The 17,283-nt window shown below is 62.1% G+C and carries 17 protein-coding genes and 1 riboswitch; of the genes, 6 read left to right on the top strand and 11 right to left on the bottom strand.

From position 1 onward, the window contains the following. Positions 1 to 283: 283 nt before the first annotated feature. Together FZX13_RS07350 and FZX13_RS07345 are read right to left on the bottom strand one after the other, a co-directional pair. Positions 284 to 1,090, bottom strand: a complete 807-nt coding sequence (locus FZX13_RS07350) for an ion transporter (protein WP_226408895.1) — start codon at positions 1,088 to 1,090, stop codon at positions 284 to 286. Between the two features lie 5 nt (positions 1,091 to 1,095). After that, a complete protein-coding gene (locus FZX13_RS07345) occupies positions 1,096 to 1,278 on the bottom strand; it encodes an NAD(P)H dehydrogenase subunit NdhS (RefSeq protein ID WP_226408893.1) in 183 nt (60 codons plus the stop codon). A gap of 68 nt (positions 1,279 to 1,346) precedes the next feature. Here FZX13_RS07345 and rimM point away from each other — a divergent pair, with 68 nt between their 5' ends. Both rimM and FZX13_RS07335 read left to right on the top strand, forming a co-directional pair. Then, positions 1,347 to 1,904, top strand: coding sequence for a ribosome maturation factor RimM (rimM, locus tag FZX13_RS07340; RefSeq protein ID WP_226408891.1), 558 nt, complete (start codon positions 1,347 to 1,349; stop codon positions 1,902 to 1,904). A gap of 75 nt (positions 1,905 to 1,979) precedes the next feature. Further along, entirely contained in the window at positions 1,980 to 3,440 is a 1,461-nt protein-coding gene (locus tag FZX13_RS07335; protein WP_226408889.1) for a mannose-1-phosphate guanylyltransferase/mannose-6-phosphate isomerase, read from the top strand. A 3-nt stretch (positions 3,441 to 3,443) separates the two neighbouring features. Here FZX13_RS07335 and glmS read toward each other — a convergent pair whose 3' ends face one another. Together glmS and psaC are read right to left on the bottom strand one after the other, a co-directional pair. Beyond that, complete coding sequence (glmS, locus tag FZX13_RS07330; protein ID WP_226408887.1) at positions 3,444 to 5,333, bottom strand: glutamine--fructose-6-phosphate transaminase (isomerizing); 1,890 nt, start codon at positions 5,331 to 5,333, stop codon at positions 3,444 to 3,446. Between the two features lie 54 nt (positions 5,334 to 5,387). Further along, the gene (psaC, locus tag FZX13_RS07325; RefSeq protein WP_006850103.1) at positions 5,388 to 5,633 is read right to left on the bottom strand and encodes a photosystem I iron-sulfur center protein PsaC; all 246 of its coding nucleotides are present in this window, start codon (positions 5,631 to 5,633) and stop codon (positions 5,388 to 5,390) included. Positions 5,634 to 5,781: 148 nt separating this feature from the next. Here psaC and acpP point away from each other — a divergent pair, with 148 nt between their 5' ends. The 3 genes from acpP to tkt are packed head-to-tail and all read left to right on the top strand — an operon-like array spanning position 5,782 to position 9,344. Continuing rightward, positions 5,782 to 6,024: an acyl carrier protein gene (gene acpP, locus FZX13_RS07320; RefSeq protein WP_011363161.1), complete on the top strand. Its 243-nt coding sequence runs from the start codon at positions 5,782 to 5,784 to the stop codon at positions 6,022 to 6,024. 8 nt (positions 6,025 to 6,032) lie between these two features. Further along, a complete protein-coding gene (gene fabF / locus FZX13_RS07315) occupies positions 6,033 to 7,280 on the top strand; it encodes a beta-ketoacyl-ACP synthase II (RefSeq protein ID WP_226408885.1) in 1,248 nt (415 codons plus the stop codon). A gap of 54 nt (positions 7,281 to 7,334) precedes the next feature. After that, entirely contained in the window at positions 7,335 to 9,344 is a 2,010-nt protein-coding gene (gene tkt / locus FZX13_RS07310; RefSeq protein ID WP_226408883.1) for a transketolase, read from the top strand. Positions 9,345 to 9,467: 123 nt separating this feature from the next. Here tkt and thiC read toward each other — a convergent pair whose 3' ends face one another. The 6 genes from thiC to ruvB form a co-directional block, all read right to left on the bottom strand. Next, positions 9,468 to 10,871: a phosphomethylpyrimidine synthase ThiC gene (thiC, locus tag FZX13_RS07305; protein WP_115094536.1), complete on the bottom strand. Its 1,404-nt coding sequence runs from the start codon at positions 10,869 to 10,871 to the stop codon at positions 9,468 to 9,470. 46 nt (positions 10,872 to 10,917) lie between these two features. Further along, positions 10,918 to 11,023: riboswitch (TPP riboswitch) on the bottom strand. A gap of 31 nt (positions 11,024 to 11,054) precedes the next feature. Next, positions 11,055 to 11,669 carry a HEAT repeat domain-containing protein gene (locus FZX13_RS07300; RefSeq protein WP_226408881.1) on the bottom strand — a complete coding sequence of 205 codons (615 nt, stop codon included), beginning with the start codon at positions 11,667 to 11,669 and terminating at the stop codon, positions 11,055 to 11,057. Then, positions 11,666 to 11,893 (bottom strand): DUF3188 domain-containing protein, encoded by a 228-nt coding sequence (locus FZX13_RS07295; RefSeq protein WP_115094540.1) that lies wholly within the window; start codon positions 11,891 to 11,893, stop codon positions 11,666 to 11,668. Before FZX13_RS07295 ends, FZX13_RS07300 begins: the two co-directional genes overlap by 4 nt. Next, a complete protein-coding gene (locus FZX13_RS07290; protein WP_370630799.1) occupies positions 11,890 to 13,101 on the bottom strand; it encodes an amidohydrolase in 1,212 nt (403 codons plus the stop codon). Before FZX13_RS07290 ends, FZX13_RS07295 begins: the two co-directional genes overlap by 4 nt. A 16-nt stretch (positions 13,102 to 13,117) precedes the next feature. After that, positions 13,118 to 13,882: a tetratricopeptide repeat protein gene (locus FZX13_RS07285; protein WP_226408879.1), complete on the bottom strand. Its 765-nt coding sequence runs from the start codon at positions 13,880 to 13,882 to the stop codon at positions 13,118 to 13,120. After that, positions 13,879 to 14,937, bottom strand: coding sequence for a Holliday junction branch migration DNA helicase RuvB (gene ruvB / locus FZX13_RS07280; RefSeq protein WP_226408878.1), 1,059 nt, complete (start codon positions 14,935 to 14,937; stop codon positions 13,879 to 13,881). Before ruvB ends, FZX13_RS07285 begins: the two co-directional genes overlap by 4 nt. Before the next feature lie 50 nt (positions 14,938 to 14,987). On the opposite strand from ruvB, the gene smpB reads away from it, so the two are divergent. Beyond that, positions 14,988 to 15,488, top strand: coding sequence for an SsrA-binding protein SmpB (gene smpB, locus FZX13_RS07275; RefSeq protein ID WP_115024835.1), 501 nt, complete (start codon positions 14,988 to 14,990; stop codon positions 15,486 to 15,488). On the opposite strand, the gene FZX13_RS07270 is transcribed toward smpB, so the two are convergent. After that, positions 15,482 to 17,272 (bottom strand): serine/threonine protein kinase, encoded by a 1,791-nt coding sequence (locus FZX13_RS07270; protein ID WP_226408876.1) that lies wholly within the window; start codon positions 17,270 to 17,272, stop codon positions 15,482 to 15,484. The genes smpB and FZX13_RS07270 overlap by 7 nt on opposite strands. Positions 17,273 to 17,283: the final 11 nt, after the last annotated feature.

The following is a 17,283-nucleotide window of genomic DNA, read 5'->3' as shown; positions in this document are numbered from 1 at the left end:
AAGCTACTAATTAATTCGAAATTGCAACCTTATCTGGAGCTAATTTCCTGGGACGCAAAAACTTATAAATTTATTAGACATTGCATCGTGAGTCTGTAAACTCAGTATTTTCATAAACCCGCTGCACAATTCAAAAAACACTCCATTGCTGCACTGCAATCCTACTAAAAAGTAAGCTGGATATTTTTTTAACCGCATCTTCTATCCAACTAAGTGGATCTGATAGCTACTTATAGTACGGGCTGCACAACTGCACGCCCTGCCCTCAGTCAGTCAAGGTCGACTAAGGCAATAATGTGCCGCATTGATCGCAGTGCAAAGCCACGCGCCGGTGATCCTGATGGCCGCACTGGCTGCAGATACGCAATTGATCCTGACGGGCTTGCTGGATCGATTCGACGGTCACGATACCGGTGGGGATAGCGATGATTCCGAAACCCAGCAGCATCACCAACGCCGCCAGTAACTGCCCCTGCACCGTCTGGGGCACAAAGTCGCCGTAACCAACCGTGGTCATCGTGACGATCGCCCAGTACACGCCCTGCCCCACGGTCTGAAACTGGGTATTGGGGTGACCGCTCTCAAAGACCACCATCAGATAACCGAGAACCACCTGGGCCATCACCACGAAGAGCAGAAACACACCGATGCGGCGGGCGCTGGCCCGCAAAGCACGGCCAAGCATCTGCGCTTCATCCATGAAACGCAGCAACTTGAACACACGCAGAACCCGTCCGAACTTGAAAATCCAGAGGATCAGGGCGCTGTTGATCTGCGGCACAAAGAAGAAGAGCACCGCCGAGAGGTCAATCAAGCCAAAGAAGCTGCGCGCATAAACAAGAGGCCTGGGTGAGACCCAAAGATGCATTAAGTAGTCGGCCATGAACACCAGCAGGCAGCCCCGCTCTAGCTCTCCCAGCCAAGCGGGAATCTCCCCGGCCGCTGCCACCCGCATCGGATGCGGTTGCAGCAGCAAGCCTGCGACGCTCAGCAGAATCGTCCCGAAAATGATCAGGTTGTATATCCGTCCGGCATGAGTGCCGGACTCCAGCACGACGCGCCGGAACTGCAGGCGCAGGGATTCAGCCATGGGCCTCAGTCAGCGCTGAGATCGCGCAAGCGCAGTGTCACAAGCTTGTCCCAGTTACCACCTTCAAACAACACAGCAGCTCGGTCGTCGCTAATGCGCTGCACGAAGCCTGTATAGCCGTTGTAGATGGAACAAGGATCCACAACCTTCACCGTGGAGCCAGGCAGGATTGGAGCGGCGAAAGCCATGACGAGGAGAAAGTTAGTAGCTCAGTATCGCGCGGAAGGATGATGACGTGTTGTCAGCTCGTGCAGCCATGACCAACGCCGGAGCCCCTTCCTCTCCCTCATCTGACGATGAATGGCTGCCAGTGGGCAAGGTGGTGGCAGTCCAAGGGCTCAAAGGCGAACTGCGTATCAATCCCGCCAGTGAGTTTCCGGAGCGCTTCACCGAGCCAGGCACCCGATGGCTCAAAGCAAGGGGAGATTCACCCAGAGAAATCAAGCTAAAAAGCGGCCGTCAGCTGCCGGGCAAAAGCGTCTTTGTGGTGCGCTTTGAAGGAATTGAAAGCAGAGAGGCTGCAAAAGCGTTGATCGGCCAAACCCTAATGGTGCCGGCGGACGATCGTCCCGGCCTGGAGGAGGGTGAATTCCACTTACTGGATCTAGTGGGCTTAGAAGCGCGCCTCAGCGCTGACGGCGAGACGATCGGCACCGTGAGCGACCTGATCAGCGGTGGCAACGAGCTGCTGGAGATCAAAACGCCCGATGGGCGCACCCTGATGGTGCCTTTCGTGGAAGCGATCGTGCCGGAAGTGCACATCAAGGAGGGCTGGCTGCTGCTGACACCACCGCCGGGTTTACTGAACCTCTGACGAACAACCATCACCCCAGGGCATCGACAGAAGCCCATAAGACAAGCGAACCTGGGTCACAGCCTTCAGGACGAGATGGCCGCCACACCGCTGATTCCTGTGATCCTCTGCGGAGGAACCGGCACGCGCCTGTGGCCGCTGTCGCGGGCGAGTTATCCCAAGCAGTACTGGCCGCTCAGTGGTGACGGCGAAGCGACGCTGCTGCAACAGACCCAACAACGCCTCAATGGTCTGGAGGCCCTGGCGGCTCCGCTGTTGCTCTGCAACGAAGATCACCGCTTCATCGTGGCCGAACAGATGCGGCAGATCGGGGTTGAGCCGAACGCGATCCTTCTGGAGCCGATGGGCCGCAACACCGCCCCCGCCGTGACGGTTGCTGCACTGGAGGCCACGGCCAACGGCAACGACCCCCTGCTGCTGGTGCTGGCGGCAGATCATCTGATCCGCGATGCCGCCCAATTCCGCCGGGCCATCGACACAGGACGCAAACCGGCCGAGGAGGGGCGGCTTGTGACCTTCGGCATCGTGCCGACAGCACCAGAAACCGGCTATGGCTACATCGAGGCCAGCGAACCTTTCTCCCTCGGAGGACCAGCGCATGTGCCGATCAAGCGGTTTGTGGAGAAGCCCGACCAAGCCACAGCGGAGCAATTCCTGGCCACAGGCCGCTTCACCTGGAACAGCGGCATGTTCCTGTTCCGGGCCAGCGCCATGCTGGCGGAACTGGAGCGGCTAGCCCCGGAGGTGGTGAGCTGCTGCCGGGCGGCTCTTGAGCAGGACACCGCCGACCTGGAATTCCATCGGCTGGAACGGGAGGCCTTTGCCAAATGCCCCAACGTGGCCATTGATGTGGCGGTGATGGAGAAAACGGAACTGGGCAGTGTGCTGCCGCTGGATGCGGGCTGGAGCGATGTCGGCAGCTGGAGTGCCCTTTGGGAAACCTCAGAACAACGTGATTCCCAAGGAAATGTGCTGCAGGGCCACGTGATCTCCGAAGGCAGCCGGAACTGTTACTTGCGCAGCGAACACCGTCTAGTGGTGGGGCTAGGGATCGAGAACCTGGTGGTGGTGGAAACCGACGACGCCGTTTTGATTGCTGATCGTTCCAAGGCCCAAGAGATCAAGACCGTGGTGAAGCAGCTGGAGGCCGAGGGCAGCCCGGAGGGCAAGGCCCACCGCAAGATCTATCGCCCCTGGGGCCACTACACGGGCGTCACCGAAGGGACCCGTTGGCAGGTGAAAAGGATCTCAGTGAAACCCGGCGCCAGCCTCTCGCTGCAGATGCACCACCACCGTGCCGAGCACTGGGTTGTGGTCAAAGGCACGGCCCTGGTGGAGCGCGACGGCACCGAACAGCTGGTGGGAGAAAACCAGAGCACCTACATCCCCATGGGCTGCAAACACCGCCTGTCCAACCCCGGTCGGATCCCGGTGGAGCTGATTGAGGTGCAAAGCGGGGAGTATCTCGGTGAAGACGACATCGTGCGCTTCCAGGACCGCTACGGCCGCAGCGACCTCAGCCTCACTACGAGCTGAGGCTTATTCCACCGTGACGCTCTTGGCCAAATTGCGGGGTTGATCCACATCCAGGCCGCGATGGGCGGCTATGTGATAACTCAGCAACTGCATCGGCACCACCGTGAGCAAAGGGCTGAGCCACTCGCTTACCAAAGGCACCGGCAGCAGTTCATCAAACAAATCGGTATCGGGCCCTTGGGGCGCCACACCGATCAGCTGTGCATCGCGGGCCTTGGCTTCCTGAGCGTTGCTGAGGACCTTGTCGAACACCACACCGGGCACGGCGATCGACACCACCGGAACCCGGGAATCCAAAAGGGCGATCGGCCCATGCTTCATCTCACCCGCCGGGTAACCCTCGGCATGGATGTAGCTGATTTCCTTGAGTTTCAACGCTCCTTCCAGAGCAATCGGGTAGTTGATGCCCCGGCCCAGGAAAATCACATCCTGAGTGTCGGCAAAGCGGTGGGCCAGGGCCTCCGAGCGCTGATCATGAAGATCCACCAACTGACGCAGCTGCTGAGGCAAGGTCCGCAATTCATCCGCCAGGGCTTTGATCTCAGACGCGGAGCGTGCGCCACGACGGGCAGCAAACGCCATGGCCAAGCCATAGAAAGCCAAGAGCTGGCCGAGGAAGGTCTTGGTGGCGGCCACGCCGACCTCGATACCGGCCCCGATATCGAGAATGTGCGGCACCTGACGCGACAGGGAGCTTTCCGGACGGTTGGTCACCCCCAGTTGGCGGGGGGCAAAGGCCGGATCCCCATGGGCGCGCCGTCGATCCGCCTCCATGGCCAGAGCGGCGAGGGTGTCTGCCGTTTCACCGGACTGGGTGACGCCAATGGTGAGGGTATGGGGAGCCAGCGGCGGTGGGGCGTAACGGAATTCACTGGCGTAATACACCGATGTGGGTATTCCTGCGAACTGCTCCAGCAGGTAGGCGCCCACCATCGCGGCGTGGCGACTAGTGCCGCAGGCCAGGATCTGAATCCGCTCGATCCCTGCGTAGAAGGCATCGTCCATCGGCAGTGCCACCGGCTGCTCAGTCGCCAGCCCCTGGGGCAGATGGCGGGCCACCCACAGCTCCGCGGTTTCCGGTTGCTCATGGATTTCCTTGAGCATGAAGTGGCGGAACTCGCGTTTGTCCGCCACATGATCCACGCCGCTGAGCTGGGTGGGCATGCGTTGCTGGCGCACCCCTGCCGCGTCGTAAAGCTCAACGCCAAGGGGTGAGAGCAAGGCCACCTCGCCGTCTTCCATCGGCAAGATCGTGCGGGTGAAACCTGCTAAGGCCGGCGTATCGCTAGCACAGAGGAATTCCCCTTCACCCAACCCGATCAAGAGGGGTGCCGCCTTACGGGCCACCACAAGTGCACCCGGCGCCTGATTCCAGATCACCGCCAGGGCATAGGCCCCTTGCAACTTGGGCAGCACCCGTTGCAAAGCCTCCAGCAAAAGACCACCGCCTGGGGTTCCGCCCCCTGCTTGCAGCTGCTGAAGCTCCACGGCAAGAAGATGAGGAATCACCTCGGTGTCCGTCTCCGACTGAAACACCACCCCTGAAGCCTGCAGCTGCTCCCGCAGGGAACGGTGATTCTCAATGATTCCGTTCTGCACCACGGCCACAGCCCCATCACTGCTGCGGTGCGGATGAGCATTGCGCTCCTCCGGTTTGCCGTGGGTGGCCCAGCGGGTATGGCCGATGCCGCATTGCCCGGGAGCCCCTTGAGCCTCCACAAAGGCGGTGAGATTGCGCAGCTTGCCCTTGGCCCGCAGACAGGTCAGCACCCCTGAAGCGTCAACCGTCGCAATCCCGGCGGAGTCGTAACCGCGGTACTCCAGCTGACGAAGTCCCTCCAGAAGCTGGGGTGCCGCTTCTCGGGAGCCCACCAGGGCAACGATTCCGCACATACAAAAAAAGCCCGGCTGAAGCCGGGCAGAGCTTATGAGGTGAAACGGTTCAAATCAGTAAGCCAGGCCCATGGAGCGGGTCGTCTCATCTCCGAGATAGACGCGGATGCTCAGGAAGTCGGTAGGGCAGGCGGTTTCGCAGCGCTTGCAACCCACACAGTCTTCGGTGCGCGGCGATGACGCGATCTGGCCGGCCTTACAGCCGTCCCAGGGCACCATCTCAAGAACGTCGAGAGGGCAGGCACGCACGCACTGGGTGCAACCGATGCAGGTGTCGTAGATCTTGACGGCGTGGGACATGTGCCCGATTCATACGAAGGCTTGAAGCAAACGTACCCCTCCCTGAGAAGTCCTTGGCCAGGCCGTCACCGTTGTTAACGGCGGAGGCACTTCGCGAGGTGATCCCTAAGGGCGTGCCCGTAGGATGCAGCGTCCCGTTGCCACGGCTATGTCCCAGGAAGCGATCCTCGAGAAGGTCCGTTCGATCGTTGCGGAGCAACTGAGTGTTGACTCAGGCGAAGTGAAGCCGGAATCCAACTTCCAGAACGATCTGGGTGCTGATTCTCTGGACACCGTGGAACTCGTGATGGCCCTGGAAGAGGCCTTCGACATCGAGATTCCCGACGAAGCTGCTGAAGGCATCACCACTGTTGGCGACGCCGTCAAATACATCGAAGACAAGCAAGCCTGAACAACGCAATGGTGGATGGTCTCCATCGCGTCGTCATTACCGGCCTCGGCGCGGTCACACCGATCGGCAACACGGTTCAGGATTACTGGAACGGCCTCACCTCCGGCAGCAACGGAGTAGAGGCCATCACCCTGTTCGATGCATCTGAGCACGCCTGTCGCTTTGCGGCAGAGGTGAAGGATTTCGATCCGACAGGTTTCATCGAACCGAAGGAAGCCAAGCGCTGGGATCGGTTCTGCAAGTTCGGCGTGGTGGCAGCCAAGCAGGCTGTGGCCCATGCCGGCCTTGACATCAACGACGCGAATGCGGATCGAATCGGCACGATCATCGGCTCCGGCGTCGGCGGACTGCTGACGATGGAAACCCAAGCCCACGTGCTCGAGGGCCGCGGTCCGGGACGGGTGAGCCCGTTCACGGTGCCGATGATGATCCCCAATATGGCCACAGGTTTAGCGGCGATTGCCCTGGGCACCAAAGGCCCCAGCTCTGCCGTGGCCACAGCCTGCGCCGCCGGCTCCAATGCTGTTGGTGATGCCTTCCGGTTGCTGCAGCTGGGCAAGGCGGACGCGATGGTTTGCGGTGGCGCCGAATCGGCGATCACTCCCCTAGGGGTTGCCGGCTTCGCCAGCGCCAAGGCCTTGTCGTTCCGCAATGACGATCCGGCCACGGCTAGTCGTCCGTTCGACAAGGAACGGGACGGCTTTGTGATCGGTGAAGGTGCTGGCGTGCTGGTGCTCGAAACGCTCGAGCATGCCCAAGCCCGTGGCGCCACGATCCTCGGCGAAGTGGTGGGCTACGGCATGACCTGCGATGCCCACCACATCACCTCACCCACGCCCGGCGGCGTCGGGGGAGCTGAAGCGATGCGCCTGGCCCTGGCCGATGGCGGGATCGATGCTTCGGAAATCGACTATGTCAACGCCCACGGCACCAGCACCCCGGCGAACGACAAGAACGAGACCTCGGCGATCAAGAGCGCACTGGGCGACCGTGCGCTGCAGATTCCCGTGAGCTCCACCAAATCGATGACCGGTCACCTGCTGGGTGGCTCCGGCGGCATCGAAGCCGTGGCCTGCGTGCTGGCGCTGCAACACGGCGTCGTGCCCCCCACGATCAACCACACCACCCCGGATCCCGACTGTGATCTGGATGTCGTGCCGAATACGGCGCGAGATCAGACACTGGGAACCGTCTTGTCCAACTCCTTCGGCTTCGGCGGCCACAACGTCTGCCTGGCTTTCAAAAGCGCCAGCTGAGCCTTACCGCTCACGCCGTGCGTCAAAATCGCTCCAACTCTTCCTACTAACACCATGGTCGCTGCGCCCGCGTCACTCGACACGCTCTGCATCAACAGCATTCGGATGCTGGCTGTCGACGCCATCAACAAGTCCAACAGCGGCCACCCCGGTCTGCCGATGGGCTGCGCACCCATGGGTTATGCCCTCTGGGACAAGTTCCTCAAGCACAACCCCAAGAATCCCAAGTGGTTCAACCGCGACCGCTTCGTGCTGTCTGCTGGCCACGGCTGCATGCTGCTTTACGCCCTGCTGCACCTCACCGGCTACGACTCGGTGACCATCGACGACATCAAGGAGTTCCGTCAGTGGGGCTCCAAAACCCCGGGTCACCCCGAAACCTTTGAAACCCCCGGCGTTGAAGTGACCACCGGCCCTCTGGGCGCCGGCATCTCCAACGCAGTGGGTCTGGCCATCGCTGAATCCCACCTGGCAGCCAAGTTCAACAAGGCTGACGCCACCGTGGTTGATCACTACACCTATGTGGTGATGGGTGACGGCTGTAACCAAGAAGGTGTCTCTTCCGAAGCTGCCTCCCTGGCTGGTCACCTCAAGCTGGGCAAGCTGATCGCCCTCTACGACGACAACAGCATCACCATCGACGGCCGCACCGATGTGTCCTTCACCGAGGACGTGCTGAAGCGCTATGAGGCCTACGGCTGGCACGTGCAGCACGTTGCCGAGGGCAACACCGATGTGGATGCCATTGCCAAGGCGATCGAAGCCGCCAAGGCAGTGACCGACAAGCCGTCGATCATCAAGGTGACAACCACCATCGGCTATGGCTCCCCGAACAAGGCCGACACCGCCGGTGTTCACGGTGCTGCTCTGGGTGAAGAGGAAGCAGCCCTGACCCGACAGCAGCTGGGTTGGGACTACGCCCCCTTCGAAATTCCCCAGGACGCCTACGACCAGTTCCGCCAAGCCATTGACCGTGGCGCAAGCCTCGAGGCCGAGTGGAACCAGACCCTGGCCACTTACCGCACCAAGTACCCCACGGAAGCCGCCGAGTTCGAGCGGATGCTGCGCGGTGAGCTACCCGAGGGTTGGGACAAGGACCTGCCCACCTACACCCCCGAAGATGGTGGATTGGCCACCCGGAAGCACTCCCAAATCTGCCTGGGTGCCCTGGGTCCCAACCTGCCCGAGCTCATTGGCGGCTCCGCTGACCTCACCCACTCCAATTACACAGACATCAAGGGTGAAACCGGCTCCTACCAGGCCAGCAGCCCTGAGAAGCGCTACCTGCACTTCGGTGTGCGCGAGCACGCCATGGCCGCCATCCTCAACGGCATCGCTTATCACAACAGTGGTCTGATCCCCTACGGCGGCACCTTCCTGGTATTCGCCGACTACATGCGGGGCTCCATGCGTCTGTCTGCCCTGAGCATGCTGGGTGTGATCTACGTGCTCACCCACGACTCCATCGGCGTCGGCGAAGACGGCCCCACCCACCAGCCGATCGAAACCATCCCATCGCTCCGCGCAATGCCAGGGATGTTGGTGTTCCGCCCTGGCGACGGCAACGAAACCAGTGGTGCCTACAAGGTGGCGATCCAAAACCGCAATCGCCCCAGCTCCCTCTGCCTCAGCCGTCAGGGCATGGCCAACCAGGCCAATTCCTCCATCGACAAGGTGGCACTTGGTGGCTACGTGCTCGAAGACTGCGCGGGCACTCCCGATCTGATTTTGATCGGTACCGGCACCGAGCTCGACCTCTGCGTTCAGGCAGCCAAGCAACTCACCGCTGAAGGCAAGAAGGTGCGCGTGGTGTCCATGCCCTGCGTCGAACTGTTCGACGAGCAGACCGATGCCTACAAGGAAGAGGTACTCCCCAACGTCGTGCGCAAGCGCATCGTGGTTGAGGCCGCTGAATCCTTTGGCTGGCACCGTTTCATCGGCCTGGATGGCGACAGCGTGACCATGAACCGTTTCGGTGCTTCCGCCCCCGGCGGCACCTGCCTCAAGGAATTCGGTTTCACCGTGGAGAACGTGGTCGCCAAGGCCAAAGCTCTGCTCGGCTGATCCCCACAGACCCCATCAATACGAAGCCCCCCTGCCGAGACAGGGGGGCTTTTTAGTGGCTTCTACAAAAAAGCCCGACGTCCGAAAGGACGCCGGGCAAATGAGTGGATACAACCGACGTGATCAATCAGCTTTGTCGAGCTTGACCGGAGTGAGCTCTGCAGCGCCTGCTTTGGTTTCGAGCACCTTTTGCAGACCTTCAAGGTCCTCATCGGTGATCTTGGTCTGCATCGGGCAGTGCTTCGGTCCACACATGGAGCAGAACTCAGCCTGCTTGTAGATATCAGCCGGCAGGGTCTCATCGTGATACTCCTTGGCACGCTCAGGATCAAGCGATAGCTCGAACTGCTTGTTCCAATCGAAGGCGTAACGGGCCCGGCTCAGCTCATCATCACGATCCCGAGCGCCCGGGCGGTGACGGGCGATGTCTGCCGCATGGGCAGCGATCTTGTAGGCAATCAAGCCTTCCCGTACATCCTCAGCATTGGGGAGACCGAGGTGTTCCTTCGGAGTTACATAACAGAGCATCGCTGTGCCATGCCAACCGGCCATGGCCGCACCGATTGCCGAGGTGATGTGGTCATAACCAGGAGCGATGTCGGTCACCAGGGGGCCGAGCACATAGAAGGGAGCTTCGCTGCACTCCTCCATCTGCTTTTTCACGTTGAACTCGATCTGGTCGAGGGGCACGTGACCAGGACCTTCCACCATCACCTGGACGTCGTGCTTCCAAGCCCGACGGGTCAGTTCGCCCAAGGTGTGCAGTTCGGCCAGTTGAGCGGCGTCTGAGGCATCGTGTTGGCAACCAGGGCGCAGAGAATCACCCAGCGAGAATGTGCAGTCGTAGCGCTTGAAAATCTCGCAGATGTCGTCGAACCGTGTGTAGAGAGGGTTCTGGCGATGGTGATAGAGCATCCATTGGGCCAGGATGCCGCCACCACGGCTGACGATGCCGGTAATGCGTCCCTTCACCTTAGGCAGGTGCTCGATCAACAGACCGGCGTGGATGGTCTGGTAATCAACTCCCTGCTGGCAGTGCTTCTCAATGATGTGGAGGAAGTCATCCTCATCGAGCTTCTCGATTGAGCCATGCACGCTTTCCAGAGCCTGATACACCGGCACCGTGCCGATGGGCACCGGAGACGCATTGATGATCGCGGTGCGCACCTCATCAAGATTCACTCCGCCAGTGGAGAGATCCATCACCGTGTCGGCGCCGTACTTCACCGCCAACTTGAGCTTGTTCACCTCCTCGGCAGCGTCGGACGCATTGGGTGAAGCGCCGATATTGGCGTTCACCTTGCACTTGCTGGCGATGCCGATAGCCATCGGCTCCAGGTTGGCGTGATTGACGTTGGCCGGGATGATCATTCGCCCCCGAGCCACTTCCTCCATCACCAGCGACTCGGGCAGGTTCTCCCGTTTGGCCACATGGGCCATTTCTTCAGTCACTAGCCCCTGACGGGCGTAGTGCATCTGAGAGACGTTGGCCTGGCCCTTGCGGGACTCAACCCAGGAAGCGCGCATGATCTGAGGTGCGACGGATTGCCCAGGGGTCGACTTTTTGGCCGTAGATCACGCTCAAACACTTCCCTGCGCCGGCATAACCCGGGATCAGGTTCGGAGGGTGTGATCTCAGTCTGAGCGCGTTTTGAACTCAGACACCCCTAGTGATGTCTAAAAGCTAGCAAGCGTTCCTGAAAGCAAGCTTCAGCTTGATTGCAGGCCGTTTAGAACTGCCGCCACGACACGGTGATCACCGTCCTGCTGCAGAGATTGCAACAAGCTTCTGGCCTGCAGGGCAATGGGATCGTTGCCACCTTCCCGGACGATCCGACTCAGGATTTCAGCTCCACTGACCCGCACAATGCCATCGGCATCGACAACGGCGAGCGTCGCCAATTCAAGCAACCAACCCAGATCAATGCCGGGCTGCTCCGCCAAGGCGGACAAAATGCTGCAGCGCACCAACCAGGCGTTGTCCGCCTCGAAAGCCGAGAGCAGCAGAGGCCAGGCCCGCTCAACCCCATAACTGGCCAGGGAGTTCGCTGCTTCGGCCCGGACGTTGGGGTCCTCATCCGCAGTGATCAACTCACTCAGCACGGCCCAGCCCTGCTCAGTGCGCTTGTAGCCCAGGCCGCTGCAACTCAACGAGCGCACCAAAAAGGGTTTTTGCTCTGTGCCCAGCACCAGCAACGGCACCGCCTCCGCATCCGAGCAATGGCGAAGCTGGGTAATCGCTGGCATCGCCTTCACAGGGTCTCCGCTAGCGATGGCCAGGCGCACAGTATCGAGATCAGGCTTCTGGGGGTCGGTCTCACTCATGGGTTGCTGCCGGGGGTGCGCGCCCGCTGAAGATCGGCCAACAGCCTGGCGCGGCGACGCTGCCGACCGAGAGCACTGCTGATCATCAGGCCCGAACCAACCAGCACCGCGGGAAGCACCTGCACTTGATCTTTCCCCTGACGCTGCTGTGAGGCCAGCAGGGCCAGCAGGATCAACAGTGGTGCCCCAAGGGAAACCCAAATCACAGCGCGGCGTTGGTTCATGACGAAGCGTTCTCCGCGATCCAAGCCAGCAAGGTGGCAGTGAGCACGGCAATACCAACACCGAGGGCATCCTCCTCCAGGGCGAAGGCCCCGTTATGCAACGGGGCACACCCTTCAGGCCCAGCAACCCCCAGCCGCACCATCATTCCCGGCACATCCCGAAGCAACTCAGCAAAGTCTTCCGCCCCCAAGGAGGGTTGCTCCACCGGCAGCACCTTGTCGCGGCCCAAACAATCCACCGCACAGCGCTCGAGGAGATCCGTGAGCTGCGGATTGTTTTGCACCGGCGGCGCAATGCAGCGGTAGTTCACCACAGCCATGCCGCCTCCGCTAGCGCAAATCCCCTGCACCGTCTCTTCGATCCAAGCCGGCAACTGGGCGTGCTGCTGCAGATCCAGGCAGCGCACCGTGCCCAGCAAGCGCACTTGATCGGCAATCACGTTGAAGGCGCGACCGCCGTCCACCTTGCCGAAACTGATGACCACCGGCTGCAGAGCATCCAAGCGGCGAGCGATCGTCTGCTGCAACTCCGTGATGACGCGGGCGGCAAGCCAAACAGCATCCACCGACTGATGGGGGCGGGCACCATGCCCCCCTTCCCCCTGCACCACGACCTCCAGCTCGCCGGCCGCCGCGGTGAGACAGCCCCGTCTGATCCCGACCGTGCCCACCGGCAGATTCGGCACCACATGGAGCCCATACAAGGCAGCAAGGCCATCTACAGCCCCCGCATCCCGCATCCACACCGCCCCCTGGGCCAACTCTTCAGCGGGTTGAAACAGCAGCCGCACCCGACCGCCCAACTTCGGCTCCTGGGCCAACAACCGCGCCACCCCCAGGCCTGTGCAGGTGTGCAGGTCGTGGCCACAGGCATGCATCAGCCCCTGGCGGGTGGAGGCATAGGGCAGACCGGTGCGTTCCTCCACCGGAAGTGCATCCATATCGACTCGCAGCCCCACCATGGGGCCTTGCTCCGGCCCCAGTTCGGCCACCACCCCCGTGCGACCGACCCCCTCGCGAACGCGCCAGCCCAACTGGCGCAACTCCCCCGCCACCAGGGCAGCCGTCTGGTGTTCCTCACCGCTGAGTTCAGGGTGAGCATGCAGATGCCGGCGCAGCTCCAGCAACTCAGGCAGCTCTCGGCTGAGTCGATCGGAAAGAGCTGACGCCTCAATTATTTCAGGCTGGCTCATCTCAGGCTGGCTCATCTCAGGCTGGCTCATCTCAGGAGGCCTCCAAGGCCAGGAATGCCATCAGATCCGCCGTCGGTTGAGGTGGCCAACGCCGTACCTGCTGTAGCCAGTCGGCCTGGCGGTAGCGCTGGTCCAAACCCGCTGCCGCGGCCCAGTTGCTTTCGGCTTCACCGCTTGATCCCTCACGCCAGAGCAGGCCGCTGAGGGCTGCCCTGGCATCAGCAAACAAGGGATAGCGACGGATCAGTTTGCGCAATTCCGCCTCCGCCCAATCGAGATCTCCCGACTGCCAAGCCGCCAGGGCCTCGCTGGAACGGGCCATCGCAAAACCAGGACGGGCAAGGGCAGCCTGGCCGTAGAGCGAACGGGCCTGAGGCCAATCCCCCTGCGAGCCGCGCACATTGGCCAGGTTGTAAAGGGCTGAGGCATCGTCTGGATACCGCTCCAGGATCCAGAGATAGTCGTCTGCCGCTGCGGACCACTCCTGAAGCGCCTCCTCCGCCGTGCCCCTGTTGAGGCGTGGGTCGCTTTCCTCCGGCGCCAAAACGATCGAGGCGCTCTGGTCTTCGATGGCCCCTGAAGCATCCCCAAGGGCAAGACGAACATTGCCGCGGTTGCTCAGTGCGGCTGCATCCTCTGGGGCCTGCTCCAGGAAGCGGTCCCAGAGGGGCAACGCCTCAGCAAAATCCCCCTGACGGCTCGCCGTCAGCGCCTGCTCATAAAGCCCCTGAAGATCCAGGGCCTGCACCGGCAGCGCCAGCACCAGGCTCAGCAACAGCACCAGAAGCCGGTTCATGCCGCCTCCGCCAGATGGCTGCGGGCCGCATCCGTGACCATCCGGCCGCGGGGGGTGCGCATCAACAGCCCCTGCTGCAACAAAAACGGTTCCACCACGGTCTCCAAGGTGACGGGGTCATCTCCTAGGGCCGCCGCCAGGGTCTCCAGGCCCACCGGGCCACCTCCATGGTGGTCGATCAGAAGCTGCAGCAAACGCCGATCACTGGCATCAAGGCCGCGATGGTCGACCCGGTGGAGGCTGAGGGCCTCTCCCACCAGGGCCTGATCTATGGCGCCATCGCTACCGCTCATGCCACCACCGCGGACGCTGGCCACATCCCGCACCCGGCGCAGCAAACGATTAGCGATCCGCGGAGTGCCGCGACAAGAGGCCGCAATGCTGCTGCAAGCCTCAGGCGTCAGGGTCACCCCAATCAGCCCGGCGGTGCGGGACACAATCGCCTCCAAATCCGACTGGCCGTAGAACTCCAACCGCTGAATCAGGCCGAAGCGGTCCCGCAGCGGCGAGCTCAGCGATCCGGCGCGGGTGGTGGCCCCCACCAGGGTGAACGGCGGCAGGTCAAGGGAGCGGGTGCGCGCCGTGCTGCCCTTGCCCACGGTGAGATCCAAGCGACGGTCTTCCATCGCCGGATACAGCAACTCCTCCGCCACCCGGCTGAGGCGGTGAATCTCGTCAATAAACAGCAGATCGCGGGGCTGCAAGTTGACCAACAGGCCAACGATGTCGCGCGGGCGTTCCAGGGCCGGCGCACTGGTGACCTTGCACTGCACCCCCATCTCCTCGGCCAACACCATGGCCATGGTGGTTTTGCCCAAACCCGGCGGGCCGTAGAGCAGCACATGGTCGAGGGCATCGCCGCGGCCGAGTGCCGCTTGCACCGCAATGCCCAGCACCTGCTTCAGCTCGCTCTGACCGATGTAATCGGCCAAGCGCTGGGGCCGAAGCTTGTCTTCCGGCCGACTCACCGCCTCTTCAGGGGCCGGCTGGGGGTCCACCAGCGCTTCGGGACGGCGTGCTGGCTTGCGACCGGAACTGGAGGAGACAATCGCCATGCGGGCAGGGTACCCAGACCTGGATAGGGTCGGAAGACGCAGCCAGAGCCATGGCCAAGGGAGGAGCGAAAAAAGCAGCCGCAGCAGCAGCACGGGCCGCTGCCAATCGGATGCTGGCCGACAACCGTCAGGCCCGACATCAATACGAGATCCTCGAGACCCTGGAAACCGGCATCGAGCTCGTGGGCACCGAAGTGAAGTCAATCCGGAACGGCAAGGCCAACCTGCGCGATGGCTTCTGCCTGATCCGCAGTGGGGAACTGCAATTGCACAACGTGCACATCTCACCCCACACCCATGCCAGCAACTACTTCAACCACGACCCGCTGCGCACCCGCAAACTGCTGGCCCATCGCCGCGAGATCGACAAGCTGCGCGGTTTGGTGGATCAGAAAGGTCTCACGCTGATTCCCCTCAACCTTCACCTCAAGGGATCCTGGATCAAGCTCACCATCGGGCTGGTCAAAGGTCGCAAGTTGCACGACAAGCGGGCCGCCGAAAAGGAGAAGCAATCCAAGAAAGAGGTGAAGGCGGCGATAGCTCGCTACTGATCGTTCGAATCCAGCCCCAGTGGCCTCACCAATTCCCCCGTGGCCGAGTCGGGCAGCGGATCCAGGTCCACTGCCGGCAGGGGAGGACGAGGACGGTCTGCTCTACAGGACAAGGTGAACAGACCGGAGGAGACCCCCTCGTTGGTGATCAGCACCTGCAGGGGTGAACCCGCCTCAGCGGCAATCCTGGCCACCCGCAGCGGGCCGCGCTCCTCCACCACCTGCCCATTCGCACCGAACACCACCATCTGCATCAGCGGAGTGCCGTTGATGCCAAGGGCCAGGGCATCACCGTCCGGAACCTGCACCAGCACGAGGCGAGCGCCGCCGGCAGGAATGCGCAAAGACGTGTTGGTGGGTTCCAGGCGACGCGCCTTAAGTCGCACGATTTCGACGTCATCAAGACTCTCCATCGCCGCTGCAATCCAAAGCTGACGGAAGGGTTCCGCTGGTTTGCGGCCCTGCATCGTCCCCGGCAGCAGATCCTGAGCCGCGGCACTCACCAGATGCTCCACCACCCTTGGGTGAACACCCTGTTGCTGCAGCGCCAGACGCGGCTGCTCCCAGTCCGCATCCCGCAGACGCCCCAACCGGGCCCGGATCGCCGGCGGCAGCTGCTCGATCCGGGCCAACCATCCCTCCGCCAGCTCGGTCCAGACCTGTCGCAGCGGCGCATCGTCTAGCGATTCCGAACGGAGGCGGCCGCCGCGCTCAGGGAAACGGCTGGTCAGGCTTGCATCCACCAGCTTGAGGAACCAATCGCGATCCACCTGAAGGGCCCGCAACCGGCTGAACAGCTGCTGGCGCTGATCCAGCTCCGCCGGCGGCAGGCTGAGAGCAGGCTGCTGAATCGCCCGATCTCGGCCTGTGCGGGGGCCCTTTTCTATCGGAGAAGTGCGTGGGAGCAGCAACCAGCCGATAGCGGAACCCACCAGCGCCGACAGGGCCAGAGCAAGAACCACGGGCCAGAGCCGACCCTCCGCTCCCTGCTCGCGGGCCATGGCCCGGCTGGTTCGCGGCGACACGGTGGGCTCCGGGAGGCTGGGATCAGTCACTGATGCGGGCAACACAACCGAATCCAAAGCCTTGAGGACATCGGATGCTTCGCTGAAACGGCGCTCCGGTGCTTCAGAGAGAAGGCGCTCCAACACCTGGCGAAATCCCGGCTCAAGCGAAAGACCCTCCGGCCAGGACCCGTCCTCGCCATTGGTGGCCATCAGGGCTGATGACTCCTTGCCGCTGAGCAACTCGAGAGCGGTGACCCCCAGGTCATGCAGATCCCTACAGGCAGCCTCCTTCGAGGTGGCGTCCTGCCGCTGCATCCGACCACCATCCAGGAGTACAGGCAGGCCATCACTGCCGCGACGCAACAGATGGCGGGGATTCACATCACCGTGAACAAGCCCGCAGCCATGGAACATCTCCAGCAAAGGCAGGATCTGGCGCAGCAGCAACAGCACATCGCCGGCACCGAAGCGCGTTTGCCGTCGCAGCACGTCGTAAGCGACGCCGTCCTGCCAGTCGCGCACGAGCCAAATCGCCTCATCCAACGCGAACAGCTCGCCGCAGCGGGGCAACTGGGGATGCGTTAGCGACTGCAACTGGGGCCAGATTCCCTGCAGTCGCTGCTGGGCTGCCGTGGTCTCCAGTTGGCGGATAGCCACTGGCACATCACCAGCCATCACATCCACCGCACGCCAAAGGGATCCCTGCACCGGATCAGGCCCGCTCAGCCGCTCCTCCAGGCGGTAACGCTCCACCAGCACAGTGCCGGAACCGCTCAAGTAAATCAGCC

The sequence above is a fragment of the Synechococcus sp. MU1625 genome (genome assembly GCF_020514205.1).
Lineage (GTDB): Bacteria > Cyanobacteriota > Cyanobacteriia > PCC-6307 > Cyanobiaceae > Parasynechococcus.
Note: the sequence above shows the minus strand (reverse complement) of the source record. Positions and strands in the feature narration are given on the sequence as shown.